The 16,997-nt window shown below is 56.0% G+C and carries 11 protein-coding genes and 4 tRNA genes; 13 read left to right on the top strand and 2 right to left on the bottom strand.

Annotation, left to right across the window (positions count from 1 at the left end):
- The first annotated feature begins 20 nt into the window (after nt 1-20).
- From ACAM27_RS13180 to ACAM27_RS13170, 3 genes are all read left to right on the top strand, one after another.
- Nucleotides 21-1,700 carry a glutamine--tRNA ligase/YqeY domain fusion protein gene (locus ACAM27_RS13180; protein ID WP_011785323.1) on the top strand — a complete coding sequence of 560 codons (1,680 nt, stop codon included), beginning with the start codon at nt 21-23 and terminating at the stop codon, nt 1,698-1,700.
- Nucleotides 1,700-3,091: a cysteine--tRNA ligase gene (gene cysS / locus ACAM27_RS13175; protein ID WP_011785322.1), complete on the top strand. Its 1,392-nt coding sequence runs from the start codon at nt 1,700-1,702 to the stop codon at nt 3,089-3,091. The genes ACAM27_RS13180 and cysS overlap by 1 nt, the downstream gene beginning before the upstream one ends.
- 146 nt (nt 3,092-3,237) lie before the next feature.
- Nucleotides 3,238-5,418 (top strand): malate synthase G, encoded by a 2,181-nt coding sequence (locus tag ACAM27_RS13170; RefSeq protein WP_011785321.1) that lies wholly within the window; start codon nt 3,238-3,240, stop codon nt 5,416-5,418.
- A gap of 84 nt (nt 5,419-5,502) precedes the next feature.
- Here the strand turns inward: ACAM27_RS13170 and folD are convergent, their stop codons facing one another.
- On the bottom strand, nt 5,503-6,363 hold the full coding sequence (folD, locus tag ACAM27_RS13165) for a bifunctional methylenetetrahydrofolate dehydrogenase/methenyltetrahydrofolate cyclohydrolase FolD (RefSeq protein WP_014421154.1): 861 nt from the start codon (nt 6,361-6,363) through the stop codon (nt 5,503-5,505).
- A gap of 222 nt (nt 6,364-6,585) precedes the next feature.
- Here folD and ACAM27_RS13160 point away from each other — a divergent pair.
- From ACAM27_RS13160 to ACAM27_RS13115, 10 genes are all read left to right on the top strand, one after another.
- Nucleotides 6,586-6,662, top strand: a tRNA-Pro gene (locus ACAM27_RS13160).
- Nucleotides 6,663-6,694: 32 nt separating this feature from the next.
- Nucleotides 6,695-6,771, top strand: a tRNA-Arg gene (locus ACAM27_RS13155).
- 88 nt (nt 6,772-6,859) lie between these two features.
- Nucleotides 6,860-6,935 (top strand) — tRNA-His (locus tag ACAM27_RS13150).
- 65 nt (nt 6,936-7,000) lie between these two features.
- Nucleotides 7,001-7,085 (top strand) — tRNA-Leu (locus tag ACAM27_RS13145).
- 218 nt (nt 7,086-7,303) lie between these two features.
- The gene (gene tig, locus ACAM27_RS13140) at nt 7,304-8,608 is read left to right on the top strand and encodes a trigger factor (RefSeq protein ID WP_222533822.1); all 1,305 of its coding nucleotides are present in this window, start codon (nt 7,304-7,306) and stop codon (nt 8,606-8,608) included.
- Between the two features lie 163 nt (nt 8,609-8,771).
- Nucleotides 8,772-9,407: an ATP-dependent Clp endopeptidase proteolytic subunit ClpP gene (gene clpP, locus ACAM27_RS13135; protein WP_011785318.1), complete on the top strand. Its 636-nt coding sequence runs from the start codon at nt 8,772-8,774 to the stop codon at nt 9,405-9,407.
- 76 nt (nt 9,408-9,483) lie between these two features.
- On the top strand, nt 9,484-10,767 hold the full coding sequence (clpX, locus tag ACAM27_RS13130) for an ATP-dependent Clp protease ATP-binding subunit ClpX (RefSeq protein WP_011785317.1): 1,284 nt from the start codon (nt 9,484-9,486) through the stop codon (nt 10,765-10,767).
- A 175-nt stretch (nt 10,768-10,942) separates the two neighbouring features.
- A complete protein-coding gene (gene lon / locus ACAM27_RS13125) occupies nt 10,943-13,360 on the top strand; it encodes an endopeptidase La (protein ID WP_222197394.1) in 2,418 nt (805 codons plus the stop codon).
- Between the two features lie 238 nt (nt 13,361-13,598).
- The gene (locus tag ACAM27_RS13120) at nt 13,599-13,871 is read left to right on the top strand and encodes an HU family DNA-binding protein (protein ID WP_008174603.1); all 273 of its coding nucleotides are present in this window, start codon (nt 13,599-13,601) and stop codon (nt 13,869-13,871) included.
- A gap of 158 nt (nt 13,872-14,029) precedes the next feature.
- On the top strand, nt 14,030-15,883 hold the full coding sequence (locus ACAM27_RS13115) for a SurA N-terminal domain-containing protein (protein ID WP_222197395.1): 1,854 nt from the start codon (nt 14,030-14,032) through the stop codon (nt 15,881-15,883).
- A gap of 54 nt (nt 15,884-15,937) precedes the next feature.
- On the opposite strand, the gene ACAM27_RS13110 is transcribed toward ACAM27_RS13115, so the two are convergent.
- Nucleotides 15,938-16,810 (bottom strand): MurR/RpiR family transcriptional regulator, encoded by an 873-nt coding sequence (locus ACAM27_RS13110; protein WP_369612110.1) that lies wholly within the window; start codon nt 16,808-16,810, stop codon nt 15,938-15,940.
- Between the last annotated feature and the right edge of the window lie 187 nt (nt 16,811-16,997).

The following is a 16,997-nucleotide window of genomic DNA, read 5'->3' as shown; positions in this document are numbered from 1 at the left end:
TCCCTGTTAACAGAGATTGTATGAGCGCCGAGTCGAAGAAAGCCCACAACTTTATCCAGAGCCTTATTGAAGACGCCATTGCCAAAGGGGAGCACACCGGCAAGGTGGTCACCCGTTTTCCCCCGGAGCCCAATGGCTATCTGCACATTGGCCATGCCAAATCCATCTGTTTGAACTTTGGCATTGCCGAAACCTTTAACGGTGAGTGCAACCTGCGCTTTGACGACACCAACCCGGAAAAGGAAAACCAGGAGTATATCGACGCTATCAAGCAGGACGTGGAGTGGCTGGGCTATGAGTGGGCCGGCGAGGTGTGTTACGCGTCGGATTACTTTGATCAGCTCTATGCCTTTGCCGAAGAGCTTATTCAGAACGATAAGGCTTATGTCTGTGCTCTTAACGCTGAACAGATGGCCGAGTACCGGGGTTCCCTGAAAGAGCCCGGCAAGAACAGTCCATACCGGGATCGCCCGGTAGAGGAAAGCCTGCAGCTGTTCCGGGACATGCGCGACGGCAAGTTCCAGAACGGTGAGCTGGTGTTGCGGGCCAAGATTGATATGGCATCCCCGAATATCAACCTGCGGGACCCGATTCTGTACCGGATTCGCTACGCGGATCATCACCAGACCGGCAGCAAGTGGTGCATCTATCCGATGTATGACTTTACCCATCCGATCTCCGATGCTCTGGAAGGGATTACCCATTCTCTGTGTACCCTGGAATTCGAGGATCACCGGCCGCTGTACGACTGGGTGCTGGACAATATCACCATCCCCTGTCATCCGCGCCAGATCGAATTTGCCCGGCTGAATCTGAACTACACCATTACCAGCAAGCGCAAACTGAAGCGGCTGGTGGATGAAAACGTGGTGGACGGCTGGAACGATCCCCGGATGCCGACGATTTCCGGCATGCGCCGTCGTGGTTACACACCGGAGTCCATTCGCAACTTCTGCGACATGATCGGCGTGAACAAGGCCGGTGGCACCGTGGATGTCGGTATGCTGGAGCACGCTATCCGAGAAGATCTGAATAACCGTGCGCCCCGCGCCATGTGCGTGATGCGTCCGCTCAAGGTCACCCTGACCAACTATCCGGCTGACCAGACGGAAACCCTCACTCTGCCAGTGCATCCGCAGAATCCGGATATGGGCGAGCGGGAAGTGACCTGGAGTCAGACCCTGTTTATTGACCGGGAAGATTTCGAGGTAGAGCCGCCGCGTAAGTGGAAGCGGCTGGCCCCGGACCAGGCGGTGCGGCTGCGCGGTGGTTACGTGATGACCTGCAAAGAGGTTGTGCGTGACGGCAGCGGCGAGATTGTCGAGCTCAAGTGCGAATACGATCCGAATACCCTGGGCGTGAACCCGGAGGGCTACAAACCCAATGGCGTGATTCACTGGGTGTCGGCCAGCGACAGCGTGGAGACGGATATCAATCTTTACGACCGCCTGTTCAACCACGAATCTCCGGACAGCGACAAGGAAGGCGATTTTCTGGATCATCTGAACCCGGAATCTCTGGTCGTTCTCAAAGGTGCCCGCGTTGAGAAAAGTCTGGCTCAGCCCCGTACCGATCTGCCGTACCAGTTCGAGCGCGAGGGATACTTTTTCTGCGACCAGGAACTGACTGAAAAGTCTGGCAAGCCGGTGTTCAATCGTACCGTAACGCTGCGGGATTCCTGGGGTAAGGGAGGCAAGTAATGCGTATCTACAATACGCTGACACAGCAAAAGGAAGCGTTCAAAACCCTGGAGCCTGGCAAGGTTCGTATGTACGTGTGCGGCATGACTGTCTACGACTATTGCCATCTGGGGCATGCCCGGGTGCTGGTGGCGTTTGACGTGGTGACTCGGTATCTGCGGCATCGCGGGTACGACGTACACTACGTGCGCAACATTACCGATATCGACGACAAGATCCTGCGCCGGGCTGATGAAAACGGTGAGGTGTATACCGACCTGACCGACCGGATGATCCGGGCCATGCACGAGGATGAGGCAAAGCTCGGCGTGCTGTCACCCAATGAGGAGCCCCGGGCGACTGCCTTTATCGACGACATCATTGCCATGATCCAGAAGCTGATCGCTGGCGGCCACGCATATGCTGCCGATAATGGCGACGTGTACTTTGCTGTGGAGTCATTCCCGGATTACGGCAAACTGAGCAAGAAAAAGCTGGAAGATCTGGTGGCCGGTGCTCGAGTGGATGTCCAGGAGGCCAAGCGCAGCCCCGCGGACTTTGCGCTCTGGAAGGCCGCCAAACCGGGCGAGGTGAGCTGGCAGTCGCCGTGGGGCGAAGGTCGCCCCGGGTGGCATATTGAGTGCTCCGCCATGTCTACCAAGTGCCTGGGTGACACCTTTGATATTCACGGTGGCGGGCCGGATCTGCTGTTCCCGCACCATGAAAACGAAATCGCCCAGTCGGAATGTGCCACCGGCCACACCTTTGTGCACACCTGGATGCACGCCGGCGCCATTCGAGTGAACAAGGAAAAGATGTCCAAGTCGCTGGGCAACTTTTTTACCATTCGCGAGATTCTGGAAAAGTACCCGGCGGAAGTGGTTCGCTATTTCCTGGTGTCCAGCCACTACCGGAGCCAGGTGGACTATTCCGAGGATAACCTGGCGGAGGCCGGGCGAACCTTGACCAAGCTCTATCATGCCCTGCGGGGTATCGTGCCGGCGAAAGAAGCGGATGTAGCGGAAACGGACCACGACCGTCGTTTTGCCGAGGTAATGGATGATGATTTCAATACTGCTGGCGCCATTGCCGTGCTGCATGCAGTGGCGAATGACATCAATCATTACCGCCGGGAAGGTGATGAAGAAGCCGCCAAGCGCAGCGCGGCCGTTCTGGTGCGGCTGGGTGCTGTGCTCGGTCTGCTGCAGCAGAACCCGGAAGCCTTCTTCCAGGCGGATACCGGCAGTGAGCTGACCGCCGAGGACATCGAGGCCATGATTCAGGCCCGTGCCGATGCCCGTAAAGCCAAAGACTTTGCGGAGGCCGATCGCATTCGCGATGATCTGCTGGAGAAGGGCATTATCCTGGATGACAGCCGTGAAGGAACCACCTGGCGCCGGAGCCAGGACTGAGTTGATTCGCGCAATGTCGCATTGTGCCGGTGGGAATGACCTTGTAGGGAATTTCACGTACAATGCGGCGCTCTAATCAGAACGTCCCCGCGCTATCGGCGCCATCAGGGGAGTCGGGAACTACAAACCCATTGAGGCAAGCAACGATGACAGAACGCGTTCAAGTTGGCGGCATCCAGATCGCCAAGAATCTGTACGATTTTGTAAATAACGAAGCGATTCCGGGCACCGGTATTGAAGCTGACAAGTTCTGGGCCGAGTTCGACAAGATCGTGAACGAGCTCGCTCCGCGCAATCGCGAGCTGCTGCTCAAGCGTGACGAAATCCAGGAAAAAATGGATACCTGGAACCGCGAGCACAAGGGCCAGAAACTGGACATGGCCGAGTACAAGGCGTTTCTGAAAGACATCGGCTACCTGGTAGATGAGCCGGCGGATTTCAAAATCTCCACCTCCAATGTGGATCCGGAAATCGCCACCATGGCCGGCCCGCAGCTGGTTGTGCCGGTCATGAATGCCCGTTTCGCCCTGAACGCGGCTAACGCTCGCTGGGGTAGCCTGTACGATGCCCTGTACGGTACCGACGCTATTTCTGAGGAAAACGGTGCTGAGAAGGGCCGTGGCTACAACCCGGTTCGTGGCGCCAAGGTGATTGAGTGGGCCCGCAACCTGCTGGATGGCTCTGCGCCTCTGGCTTCCGGTAGCCATAAAGACGCCGCAAAATACTATATCGACGGCGGCAAGCTGGCGGTTAAACTTCAGAACGGTGACGTGACCGGTCTGAAAGACGAGTCCGGTTTTGTGGGTTACACCGGCGCTGCCGATGCCCCCACTGGCGTTTTGCTGGTGAAGAATGGCATGCATTTCGAAATCCAGATTGATGCCAGCCATCCGATCGGCAAGGATGACGGTGCCCACGTTAAAGACGTTCTGATGGAATCGGCCCTGACCACCATCATGGACTGCGAAGACTCAGTTGCCGCGGTAGATGCTGATGACAAGGTTGTCGCCTACAAGAATTGGCTTGGCCTGATGAAGGGCGATCTGGAAGAGTCCTTCGAGAAGGGCGGCCAGATGATGACTCGTCGCATGAATGGCGACCGCACCTACACTGGCGCCGATGGCAGCGAGCTGACCCTCAAGGGCCGCAGCCTGCTGTTCGTTCGTAACGTTGGCCACCTGATGACTAACCCGGCCATTCTGCTGAAGGATGGTAGCGAAATCCCCGAGGGTCTGATGGACGGCCTGGTAACATCCCTGATCGCCATCCACGACCTGAAGGGCGACGGCAAATTCCAGAACAGCACCAAGGGTTCTGTGTACATTGTTAAGCCCAAGCAGCACGGCCCGGAAGAAGTGGCGTTCACCAATGAATTCTTCGGTCGTGTTGAAGACGCTCTTGGTCTGCCGCGCTTCACCCTGAAAGTGGGCATCATGGACGAAGAGCGTCGCACCACCGTGAACCTGAAGGCCTGCATCCACGCTGCCAAAGAGCGCACCGTGTTTATCAATACCGGCTTCCTGGATCGCACCGGTGATGAGATTCATACATCCATGGAGTTGGGTCCCTTCATCCGTAAGGGGCCGATGAAGCAGGCTGCCTGGATCAACGCTTACGAGCAGTGGAACGTTGACATCGGCCTGGAAGCCGGTCTGTCTGGCGTTGCCCAGATTGGTAAGGGTATGTGGGCCATGCCGGATCTGATGGCAGGCATGCTGGAGGCCAAGATCGGTCATCCGAAGGCTGGTGCCAACACCGCCTGGGTTCCGTCTCCGACAGCCGCTACCTTGCATGCCACTCACTACCACCAGGTGAACGTGTTTGATGTGCAGAAAGAGCTGGCTAACCGTCAGCGCGCGTCTCTGGACGACATCCTGACTGTGCCGGTGATGGAGGATCCGTCGTCCTTGAGCGCCGAGGACATTCAGCAGGAACTGGACAACAACGCCCAGGGTATCCTTGGCTACGTTGTACGTTGGATCGACCAGGGTGTGGGCTGCTCCAAGGTGCCTGACATCAACGATGTGGGCCTGATGGAAGACCGTGCGACACTGCGTATTTCTTCGCAGCTGCTGACCAACTGGCTGTACCACGGCATCTGCTCTGAAGAGCAGATCATGGAAACCATGAAGCGCATGGCTGCGGTTGTTGATAAGCAGAACGCTGGTGATGCGGCGTATCGCAACATGGCTCCGAACTTTGACGACAGCATTGCCTTCCAGGCCGCTGTGGATCTGGTTCTGAAGGGGCGCGAACAGCCGGCCGGCTACACAGAGCCGCTGCTGCACGCATACCGTCAGAAGGCCAAGGCCAAATACGGGCAGTAAAACGCCCGTCCATAAAAAACCCCGCTTCGGCGGGGTTTTTTATTGGGGTTGCCCCCGCTGACGAAGAATTCGCGGGATGGCGCGTCAGGTGTCGGCGTGCAGCACGTTGGCAGCGTAAAGGGTGTTTTCCAGCAGGGTGGCAATGGTCATGGGGCCGACGCCGCCCGGTACCGGGGTGATGTAAGCCGCACGCTCTGCTGCAGCGTCAAAATCGACATCGCCACAGAGTTTGCCGTCATCCATCCGGTTAATGCCCACATCAATGACGGTGGCGCCCGGTTTGACCCACTCGCCCTTGATGATGCCCGGTTTGCCCACTGCGGCCACCAGGATGTCTGCTTCCCCGACAAATTTCTCGAGATTGTCGGTAAATCGATGGCATACCGTTGTCGTGGCTCCTTTTAGCAGCAGTTCCATGCTCATGGGGCGACCGACAATGTTGGAGGCCCCGACAATAACTGCGTGCTGGCCTTTGTAGGGGGTGCCAATGGAGTCCAGCAGGGTGATGACGCCTGCCGGTGTGCAGGGCCGCAGGGTAGGCTTGCGCTGCATCAGGCGGCCGATGTTGTAGGGGTGAAAGCCATCTACGTCCTTGTCGGGCCGTATCTTTACCAGAATCGGATCAGCATCCAGGTGCGAGGGCAGGGGAAGTTGAACCAGTATGCCGTCAACGGCGGGGTTCTCGTTCAGCTCGTCAACCAGCGCTTCCAGTGCCGCCTGGGAGGTATCTTCCGGTAAATCATAGGACAGCGACAGGATGCCTGCCTGCTCGCAGGCCTTGCGTTTGTTGCCAACGTATACCTGGGAGGCCGGATCGTGACCGACCAGTACCACGGCCAGCCCGGGCGCTCTCAGGCCCTTCTGTTTTCTGGCTTCGACCCCGGCGGCCACCTGTTGCCGGACCTGTGCAGCAATTTCTTTTCCGTTAATCAGTTTGGCGCTCATGTTTCCGTCTTGTCGGTTTGGGCGTAAGAAAGTGAAGGCCGGGCATTGTCTCATGCTTCAGGGTTAACGCCAATGTAGAGGGGGTGGTCGGGAACTCCAGCGGTTACAGTTGGTCACTTATAGGACTGTCTCGGCAAGGAATTTTCAATTCCGTGTTGACGGACGCGATCGGCGCCGGTAATATGCGCGCCAACTTTGCTGAGGCACTTGTTGTTCAGTTAACGGGGTATAGCGCAGTCTGGTAGCGCGCCTGCTTTGGGAGCAGGATGTCGGGAGTTCGAATCTCTCTACCCCGACCACTTTCTGGATATTCAGGTGGGCGAACGGTCAAGCGCCCGTAGCTCAGCTGGATAGAGCATCCGCCTTCTAAGCGGATGGTCGCAGGTTCGAGTCCTGCCGGGCGCGCCATCTCGTTAATCGCAGATTGGTACCGGACTCGCCGAACCAGCAAAGTTGAAGTAAGCAGTAGTGTGCCGGCAGGCACCTCCCTGATGTGGTGGACGTAGCTCAGTTGGTAGAGCTCAGGATTGTGACTCCTGCGGTCGAGGGTTCGAACCCCTTCGTCCACCCCACTTTTCCCCTTGTTTGTTTCCGAGCACCCTGATTCCCTGTTATGGTTCAGAGCTGCGCCGGATATGCGAGAGTGGCGGAATTGGTAGACGCACTGGATTTAGGTTCCAGCGGGTAATACCGTGAGAGTTCGAGTCTCTCCTCTCGCACCACCCTTTCTTTTTTCTGATTTGTCCCCATTGTGTTCCCGTGCCGCGTTGTCAGGCGCGTCTCAAACCCATATTCAGGGTGGCCGGGTGATTCTCTCGGCGGGGCAAACCGTGATAAACTACCGGCTTTTAATTTTGCGTCCCTTTGGGGTGAGCTGCTCCTGCCGGGATTTTGGTTTAATTTTCATTCACCTACAGAATCTGTAATTTGAGGAACTTCCATGCAAGTGTCTGTTGAAACGACCTCCAACATCGAGCGTCGCATGACGATTGGTGTGCCCGCCCAGGAAATCGACCAGGCGGTTCAGAAACGCCTGCAGGAAACTGCTCGCACCGTGCGCCTGAACGGTTTCCGCCCTGGCAAGGTTCCCATGAGCGTGGTCAAGCGTCGTTTTGGTGACAGCATCCGCCAGGAAGTGGTTGGCGAGGCTATGCGCGACAACTACATCAAGGCGCTGCAGGAGCAGGATATCAATCCGGCTGGCTGGCCCAAGTTGGAGCCGAAGACCATGGAAGAAGGCAAGGACCTCGAGTTCGTTGCGACTTTTGAGGTTCTGCCGGAAATTGAGCTGGGCGATCTGAGCAAGATCAACGTTGAGAAGCCGGTGTCTGAAGTTGCCGACAAGGATATCGACAACATGATCGATAATCTGCGTCGCCAGCAGGCCACCATGAAAGAAGTCAAGCGCAAGTCCAAGAACAAGGACATCGTGACTATCGACTTCAAGGGCTCCATCGACGGTGAAGAATTCGAAGGTGGCTCCGCTGAAGGTCATCGTCTGACCCTGGGTTCAGGTCAGATGATCCCTGGCTTTGAAAAGGGCATTGTGGGTGGTAAAGCCGGTGAAGAGCTGGAAATCGATGTCACTTTCCCTGAGGACTACCATAACGAAGACCTGGCGGGTAAAGATGCCAAGTTCGCGATCACTATCCACAAGGTAGAAGAGCCGCAGCTGCCGGAGCTGGATCAAGAATTCTTCAAGCGTTTCGGCATCGAAGCTGAAGACGAAGTCGCTTTCCGCGAGGAAGTGAAGAAGAACATGGAGCGCGAGCTCAAGCAGGCAGTATCCAACAAGGTCAAGAGCGACGTTGTAGATGGTCTGCTGGAGACTACCGAGCTGGAAGTACCTGCGGCTCTCGTTGACCAGGAAATTGATCGCCTGCGTCAGGACGCCGTTCAGCGCTTTGGCGGGCAGGTGGATTTCCAGCAATTGCCAAAGGAAATCTTCGAAGAGCAGGCGAAGCGTCGCGTGAAGACGGGTCTGCTGTTCCAGGAAGTGGTCAAGAAAAATGACCTGAAGGCTGACGAAGCGAAAGTGGAAGAAAAGATCCAGGAGATCGCTTCTACGTATGAACAGCCGGACGAGGTTGTTGCACACTTCAACAGCAATCCGGATCAGAAGGCTCAGGTTGAGTCTTCTGTGCTGGAAGATGCCGTGGTTGATTTTGTGCTTGGCGCGGCCAAGGTAAAAGAGAAGAAGATGAAGTACGAGGAAGCGGTGCAGGCCGGTCAGCCCCAGCGCTGATGGCCGCCGGGCTCTGGCCCGGTGCCGTGTTCTGGAAGCAGCCGGCGTGTCCGGCTGTTTTCATCTGGGCGATCTGCTGGCAGAGTATATGGGGTACCGGAATACAACGGGCTCCCGTTGAAGCAGGAGTCCAAACCATTGTCCATAAGGAGTTCAGGCGCACATGACGCAGAAACCGTTTGATGGCCCTACAATGATAACCAGCTCAGGCCTGGTGCCGATTGTTATTGAACAGACGGCACGCGGCGAACGTTCGTTCGACATTTATTCCCGTCTGCTCAAGGAGCGGGTGATCTTTCTGGTTGGCCCGGTTGAAGATCACATGGCAAACCTCGTGGTTGCCCAGTTGCTGTTCCTGGAATCCGAAAATCCGGACAAGGATATCCATCTTTATATCAACAGTCCGGGTGGCTCCGTTTCCGCCGGCATGTCCATTTACGACACCATGCAGTTCGTGAAGCCGGACGTAGCAACGCTTTGCATCGGTCAGGCAGCCAGCATGGGTGCTTTCCTGTTGTCGGGTGGCGCGAAGGGCAAGCGTGCCTGCCTGCCACACTCCCGTGTAATGATTCATCAGCCGCTGGGCGGCTATCAGGGGCAGGCGACGGACATCGAGATCCATACCCGTGAGATCCTGAAAATCCGCAACACGCTCAACGAGCTGCTTGCGGAGCACACGGGTCAGGACATCGAGACCATCGCCCGGGATACCGACCGTGATAATTTCATGGATCCTGCCCAGGCCAAAGAGTACGGGTTGATCGATACAATACTTGATAAGCGCGTATCGAATAAATAATACTGAAAGTCATCGCATCACTACCGGCCGGCGTACACACTGATGACACCGGCCAACGAAGAACAGAGGTATTTCAATGGCAGATGAAAGAAACGGCAGAGGCGACGATAACGGCAAGTTGCTCTACTGCTCGTTTTGTGGAAAGAGCCAGCATGAAGTCCGTAAGCTCATTGCAGGGCCCTCGGTGTTCATCTGCGACGAGTGCGTTGATCTGTGCAATGACATTATCCGGGAAGAGATTCAGGAGAACGCCCCGGAGGAGGCCAGCGACCGCCTGCCCACGCCGGCAGAGATCCGTGAGACTCTGAATGAATATGTTATTGGCCAGGATCGCGCCAAGGTCGTTCTGTCTGTAGCGGTGTATAACCACTACAAGCGCCTTCGCTACGGCGAGGGCAAGAGTGATGTCGAGCTGGGCAAAAGCAACATTCTGCTGATCGGTCCCACCGGTAGCGGTAAGACCCTGTTGGCGGAAACCCTTGCGCGCATGCTGAATGTTCCGTTTACCATCGCGGATGCGACCACGCTGACCGAAGCAGGCTATGTGGGTGAAGATGTTGAAAACATCATCCAGAAACTGCTGCAGAAGTGCGACTACGATGTCGAAAAGGCCCAGCGCGGTATTGTCTACATCGACGAGATCGACAAGATTTCCCGCAAGTCCGATAACCCGTCCATTACCCGGGATGTATCGGGTGAGGGTGTTCAGCAGGCTTTGCTGAAGCTGATCGAGGGTACTGTCGCTTCGGTTCCTCCTCAGGGTGGGCGTAAACACCCCCAGCAGGAATTCCTGCAGGTGGATACCGGTAACATCCTGTTTATCTGTGGCGGTGCCTTCGCCGGCCTCGACAAGGTTATCCAGGAACGCTCTGAGCGCAGTTCCATTGGCTTCTCGGCTACAGTCAAGAGCCAGGACGACAGCAAGAGCACTGGCGATATCATTCGCGAAGTCGAGACCGAGGATCTGGTGAAGTTTGGCCTGATTCCGGAATTCGTCGGCCGTCTGCCTGTGGTGGCCACGTTGACCGAACTGGATGAAGAAGCACTGGTGCAGATTCTGACCGAGCCCAAGAACGCCCTGACCAAGCAGTATCAGAAGCTGTTTGATATGGAAGGGGTGGAGCTGGACTTCCGGGAAGACGCCCTGCGAGCAGTGGCCAGAAAAGCCATGGAGCGCAAGACCGGTGCCCGTGGTCTGCGGTCGATAATGGAAGCGACCCTGCTGGATACCATGTATCAGATTCCCTCTGAGCATGATGTCTCCAAGGTGGTGATCGATGAGAGTGTGATCAAGGGGGATTCAGAGCCCTTCAAGATCTACGCCAGCAGCGATCACGCCAAGGCGGTGCCCGAAGACTGAACGGGCACAGGGCGTAGAATACTGGGTGATATAAAAGGGGCGTTCAACGCCCCTTTTTCATCTCAGGCCCTTATCGTTTGCTCCCTGATATTTCCCATCGTAAAAAGATTGCAATTTTTGTCAGCGCCCCAATGTTGGGTGATATGCTGAAAGAAATACTGTCAGAGGATTCCCCATGACCCGTATACCTGATGAAACTGTGCACGAATACCCGCTGCTTCCTTTGCGTGATGTGGTGGTGTTCCCGCACATGGTGGTTCCGCTGTTTGTGGGCCGCGAAAAATCCATTCAGGCGCTGGAAGCGGCAATGGAGGGCAGCAAGGAAATCCTGCTGGTAGCCCAGAAAGATGCCTCCACCGACGAGCCGGGCCCGAAGGATGTGTTTGCCATGGGCACCCTGGCGACCGTGCTGCAGATGCTTAGGCTGCCGGATGGCACCGTCAAGGTTCTGGTAGAGGGTAATTCCCGAGCCAGCATTTCTGACATCGAGGAAGGCGATTACCTGTCCGGCCAGGCCATTCTGATGGATGAGGAATCCTTGCCGGAGCGCGAGGAAGACGTCCTCACCAAGACCCTGATGGACGAATTCGAGAAGTACGTGAAGCTGTCCAAAAAGGTGCCATCTGAGGTTTCCAATGCCTTGACCGGCATCCACGAGATTGAGCGTCTGGTCGATACCATGGCCGCGCATCTGGAGATGCGGATCCCCGAGAAACAGGAGTTGCTGGAAGCTCTGGACGTTCGTAAGCGGGTTGATCTTCTGCTGGGCAAGCTGGACGGTGAGATTGATCTGATCGAAGTGGAGAAGCGCATCCGTGGCCGTGTGAAAAAGCAGATGGAGCGCAGCCAGCGTGAGTATTACCTGAACGAGCAGATGAAAGCGATCCAGAAGGAAATGGGCCAGCTCGGCGAGGGTAACAACGATTTCGAGGAACTCGAGCAGAAGCTTGAGGAAGCCGGTCTGCCGGAAGAGGCCCGGAAGAAAACCGAAACAGAGCTGAACAAGCTCAAGATGATGTCGCCAATGTCCGCGGAAGCTACCGTGGTGCGCGGCTACATTGACTGGATGCTGGCGGTCCCCTGGAAGAAGCGCAGTCGGGTTCGTCACGACCTTGAAAAGGCCCGCGAAATCCTGGACCGGGATCACTACGGCCTGGACGAGGTGAAGAAGCGTATTCTGGAGTATCTGGCGGTTCAGAGTCGGGTCAAGAAGGTGAAAGGGCCTGTGCTTTGCCTGGTAGGGCCTCCCGGGGTTGGCAAGACCTCACTTGGGCAGTCCATCGCCAAGGCCACCAATCGCAAATACACCCGCATGGCGCTGGGTGGTGTGCGTGACGAAGCCGAGATACGGGGACACCGCAAGACTTACATCGGCGCGCTGCCGGGCAAGTTGTTGCAGAAGCTTTCCAAGGTGGGTGTGAAGAACCCGCTTTTCCTGTTCGACGAAATCGACAAGATGGGCATGGACCATCGTGGCGATCCGGCCTCGGCTCTGCTTGAGGTGCTGGACCCGGAACAGAACCATACGTTCAATGACCACTACCTGGAGGTCGATTACGACCTCTCTGATGTGATGTTCGTGTGTACCTCCAACTCCATGGATATTCCACCGGCACTGCTGGACCGCATGGAGATCATCCGGATTCCCGGATACACCGAAGATGAGAAGGTCAATATTGCGTTGCGTTACCTTCTGCCCAAGCAGCTCAAGGCCAATGGTCTGCGCAAGGACGAACTGAAACTGCCGGAAGAGACCATTCGGGACCTGATCCGCTACTACACTCGGGAAGCCGGTGTACGGGGTCTTGAGCGCGAAATCGCCAAGATCTGCCGTAAGGTGGTGCGTGAGCACGTAGAGAGCAGCACCAAGGCCTCGGTGACCCTGACGCCGGATCTTCTGGAGGATTACTCAGGCGTCAAAAAGTTCAAATACGGACTGGCAGAAGAAACCAACCAGATCGGACAGGTGACCGGTCTGGCATGGACCCAGGTCGGGGGCGAGCTGTTGACCATCGAGTGCGCTTTGACGCCAGGTAAGGGTCGTGTCGTTAAAACCGGCTCGCTGGGTGACGTTATGCAGGAATCCATTCAGACGGCACTTACAGTGGTCCGGAGCAGGGCGGCCGGCCTGGGTGTGGCGGATGATTTCCACGAAAAACACGATCTTCACGTGCACGTACCAGAGGGGGCAACCCCGAAAGATGGCCCGAGTGCCGGTATTGGCATGTGTACAGCACTGGTTTCTGCACTGACCCGAATTCCCGTTCGGGCGGATGTGGCGATGACCGGTGAAATCACCTTGCGAGGTCGCGTTCTGGCGATCGGCGGCTTGAAGGAAAAGCTGCTGGCAGCCCATCGCGGCGGCATCAAGACTGTCATTATCCCGGATGAAAATGTCAGGGATCTCAAAGAGATACCGGCCAACATCAAGGAATCGCTGGAGATTCGTCCGGTCAAGTGGATTGATGAGGTTCTGGATATTGCGCTGGCTTACCAGCCGGATCCCCGGGCTGAAAATGCTGACAAGGAAACCGGCAAATCGGCCACTTCTGATGATTCCGGCGACGCTGCAGAGCGCATAAATACACATTAAACACCGGATGAGTTGTTGACACGCCTGAGAGCCCGTTGGTATAACTGTTTCGCCGTGAAGCAGCCAATACCAAGGGCTCCCGCGCAGTAAGTGCCTATTCCGAACACCGGTTTAATGCCGCAAGGAATAAAAAAACTGAAGAATGGAATTCTCCCATCGCTTATGCGATAGTCGAGAACGTCCGCGAAAAAACAAACCGACCTATAACATCTTCAACCTGAAATCGAAGGGGTTTAGTGTGAACAAGTCCGAACTGATCGATGCAATTGCAGAGTCCGCAGACATCTCCAAAGCCGCAGCTGGCCGTGCGCTGGATGCCATGACCAACTCAATCACCGGTGCACTGAAGAAAGGCGACCAGGTTACCCTGATCGGCTTTGGCACCTTCTCTGTGAAAGAGCGTGCTGCCCGTACTGGTCGCAACCCGCAGACTGGTGCAGAAATCAAGATTCCGGCCTCTAAAGTGCCTGGATTCAAGGCAGGCAAGGCCCTGAAAGACGCCGTTAAGTAACGGTTCTTTCTCTGGCAGTTCCCGGTTTCGGGAGCTGCCATCAGAATTCAAGGCGCATTCCGGTAAGGGTGCGCCTTTTTGCGTGTTAACGGTGGCTCACTCAGCTTTCGCCTCACCACTACCAACAGCAGAACCTTGAACAGGGATTCGAGAACAACATGCTTCAAGATATTCGGGATAACGCCCAGAGTACGATCGCCAAGGTTATCGTTGGCCTATTGATTATTTCCCTCTCGATCTGGGGAATGGATGCCATCATTGGCGGCTTCACTGGCGAGCCAAAAGTGGCAACGGTTAACGGCCAGGACATCACCGAGCGGGAGTTTCTGCGTACCGTACAGATGGAAAGTCAGCAGCGCCTGATGCAGATGGAGAATCCGGATCAATCCCTGTTGGACGAGGATCAGATTCGCCGCGACGTGCTGGATGCGTTGATCCGGGAGGCCGTGCTCACTCAGGATGCTCAGAGCCAGGGGCTGGAGCTGACCGATGCCGACATCGATTCCCTGATTACCCAGATGCCCCAGTTCCAGGTGGATGGCCAGTTCAATCGTGATCGGTTTGTAGCCACAGTGCGCAATTTGGGCATGGGCGTTGCCGAGTTCCGCGAAAGCATGCGCAAGAACTATGTGGTAAACCAGATTCGCGCGGCGATCGCCCAGACCGGTGTCGTGGCACCTGAGAATGCAGCCCATTTGCTGGCCATTCAGAACCAGACCCGTGACTTCCGCGTGCTGACTCTCGATGGCAGTAGTGTTCAGAACCAGGTGGATGTGACCGAGGCGGACGTACAGGCGTACTACGACGAGAACCGTAACCAGTTTCGTCAGCCAGAGCAGGTGGATGCTGCCTACATTACCTTGTCCCAGGGAGCGTTGGCGGAGTCCATCGAGGTCGCCGAAGATGAATTGCGGACCTATTACGAAGAGCGTGCTGAAGAATACGCACGGGAAGAGCGCCGTGCCTCTCACATTCTTGTAGAGGCTGGTGATGAAGGGCAGGCGACTCTCGCAACCATCCAGCAGCGCCTTGAAGAGGGTGAGTCGTTTGCCGTCCTGGCCGAGGAATACTCAGTCGATACCGTGTCTGCGCAGGAGGGTGGTGATCTCGGTTTTGCCGGCCGTGGTGTCTACGATGAAGCCTTTGAAGACGCTCTGTTTGGGCTGGAAGAAGGCGAAGTTTCTGGCCCGGTTGAGACCAGCTTTGGTCTTCATCTGATCAAGCTGGAAGAGGTGCGCCGCTCCGATGTGCCTGCCTTTGACGAGTTGCGTGAAGATCTGCGACTCGAATTGGCCAGAACCAAGGCCAGTGAGCGTTTTGCGGAAGTTCGCTCGCAACTGGCTGATGCGGCCTATGCCGCCGACGATCTTGCCGGCCCGGCCAAAGAGCTGGGTCTGGAAATTCGGGTGGTCGAAGGTGTCAGCAGGGATGGCGGTGCAGCACCCTTTGATCATGCGGGTCTGGTACGTCAACTGTTCTCTGAAGATGTACTTGAGGGTGGCTACAATACCGAGTTGATCGACGTGGGTGATAACGTCTCGGTCGTTGCCCGGGTGCGCGAGTATCACGAACCGCGCCAATTGGAGTTGGCCGATGTGGAGCCGGAGATTCGTCGGATTCTGGAGAGAACCGAAACCCGGGATGCGCTGGCAGCCCGTGTTGATGAGCTCGTGGCTCAGCTTGAATCCGGTACCAGTGCTGACGAACTTGGTGCCGGTGAATGGCAGCAGTTTGAAGATCAGGGCCGGAGTGTGTCTGGCCTGAGCCCGCGCGTGGTGCAGGAAGTGTTTTCTATGGCCCGCCCGGATGGTGACTCGCCAAGCGTTGGCCGCTCCGTTACGGCCGATCAGGCTGCTGTCATTGTGCTGACCGGTGTCAACGAAGGTGAGGTTGATCAGGAAGGTGCGGAATACCAACAGCTGATGCGTTTCCTGGCGCAGCTGGAGGGGCAGCGTGAATATACGGCCTACCAGCAGTACCTTCGCAACACAGCTGAAGTTGAGCGGAACTGATTTGCTATAGACCTCACAAAAAAGCCCCCTTTCGGGGGCTTTTTTGTGAGCGGTTCATTCTTTCGGATATCGGGTAGCTTTCAGGCTTTCCTTGATTTTCTTGAGATGGCCCAGAAAATCCGATCCACGTTTCAGCGTTACACCGGTTGCGAGGATGTCGATGACCGTCAAATGAATAATTCTGGAAGACATGGGCATGTACACTTCTGTGTCTTCCGGGGTTGTGACGCCAACCACCACCGTACAGAACTCCGCAAGAGGGGATTCCGGGTTTGTTATACCAATAACCGTTGCGCCGTTCTCTCGCGCCACTCTGGCGATATCAACGCTTTCCTTGGTTCGGCCGGTGTATGAGATCATTACGATCACATCTCCGACCTGCGCCCCTGCCGCCACCATTCTTTGCATGAGAGCGTCGTCGTATGAGGTTACGGGAATGTTGAATCGAAAAAACTTGTGCTGGGCATCGAGTGCGACCGACGCTGAGCCGCCCATGCCAAAAAAGTGGATCTGTTTTGCCTGGATAAGATAGTCGATGGCCGAAGCTAGCGCTTTGTGATCGAGTGACTGGCGAGACTTATCCAGGTTGGCAATGGTGCTGAGCATGATTTTGTCAGCGAATTCAGCCACGGTGTCGTCGGGCTCTATATTCTGGCCGACATAGGGTGTTCCTGTCGCAATGCTCTGTGCTAATCGGATCTTGAAGTCCGGGAAGCCCGTCGATGAAAAACTCCGACAGAATCGGTTTACAGTAGGTTCGCTGACATTGGCCGCCCGGGCCAGGGCTGCAATGCTGTACCGCGTTGCAGCGCTGGGGTCCTTAAGAATCGCTTCTGCCACTTTGCGCTCGGACTTGTTCAGATTATCCAGGCGTTCCTGAATATCTTCCAGCAGATTCTCTTCCCGGTGCGCGTGACTGGTTGTCATGAATGGATGCTCCGTTGATCTCTTGGGGGCCGAATCATCTAAGAACTCGGGAGTATACCGTTTTATTGGTGTGTTTGCGGTAGTCAACGTGTCATAACGTGGTTTTCTGAGGGCTGGGAGTCAGCAGTTTGACTGTTTTTTTTCTAAAACTACTACTTCCTGTTAATGTGAATGAAGTGGAGCGGCA

The sequence above is a fragment of the Marinobacter sp. RI1 genome (assembly GCF_041155085.1).
GTDB classification, from domain to species: Bacteria; Pseudomonadota; Gammaproteobacteria; order Pseudomonadales; family Oleiphilaceae; genus Marinobacter; species Marinobacter nauticus.
This window is presented reverse-complemented; position numbering and strand designations above follow the sequence as displayed.